At 70.7% G+C, this 694-nt stretch carries 2 protein-coding genes; both read left to right on the top strand.

All coding sequences use genetic code 11. The features are described from left to right. Positions 1-393 (top strand): isochorismatase family protein (locus N878_RS24240; RefSeq protein ID WP_021446073.1); only part of this gene is annotated, 393 nt, incomplete at its 5' end. Positions 394-474: 81 nt separating this feature from the next. Next, positions 475-694, top strand: a 220-nt coding sequence (locus tag N878_RS24245; RefSeq protein WP_021446074.1) for a hypothetical protein, incomplete at its 3' end; no start/stop codon positions are given.

Consider the following 694-nt stretch of genomic DNA (forward strand, 5'->3'; position numbering starts at 1 on the left):
AAACACCTCGGCATTCCCGGCGGCCTGCTCGACCCCAGCGGCCCGCGTGGCCGCCACCTGCCCGAGGCCGCCCCGCTGGCCGGCGAGATAGTGGTGGAGAAACGCCTGCCCAACGCCTTCGCCGGCACCGAACTGCACGACCGCCTGCAGGCCCTCGGCCATCTCGACCTGATCGTCTGCGGCTTCATGACCCATTCCAGCGTCAGCACCACGGTGCGCGCCGCCAAGGACTATGGTTATCGCTGTACCCTGGTCGACGCCGCGTGCGCCACCCGCGACCTGCCGGCCCCCGATGGCAGCGTGATCGCCGCCGAGCAGGTGCACCGCATCGAGATGATCGCCCTGGCCGACAACTTCGCCACCCTGGTGCCGCAAGCCAAGGCGCTGATCTGACCGCCGTCACAGTGCCGCCAGCATGGCGGAACCCCGGCGCTAATGTCCGGTCATAGCGCCGACACCCCAAAGGAAATCGGCATGAAGCTGTCCGACGATTTCGATGCCCGCCGCCTGCGCCCGCGCCAGCCGAAACACTGGCGCCTGCGCATCGGTGCGGCGCTGGGCGCGCTGCTGGCCACCTTCGGCATCCTCCTGGCGATGGCCGGTATCGCCTCGCTGGCCGGGCGCGCCCCGGTGCTGGGCACGCTCAACGACTCCACCGGCGCAGCCGGCGTCCTGCTGCCGCTCGGCCTGCTGC

It is taken from the genome of Pseudomonas sp. EGD-AK9 (assembly GCF_000465935.2).
Lineage (GTDB): Bacteria > Pseudomonadota > Gammaproteobacteria > Pseudomonadales > Pseudomonadaceae > Aquipseudomonas.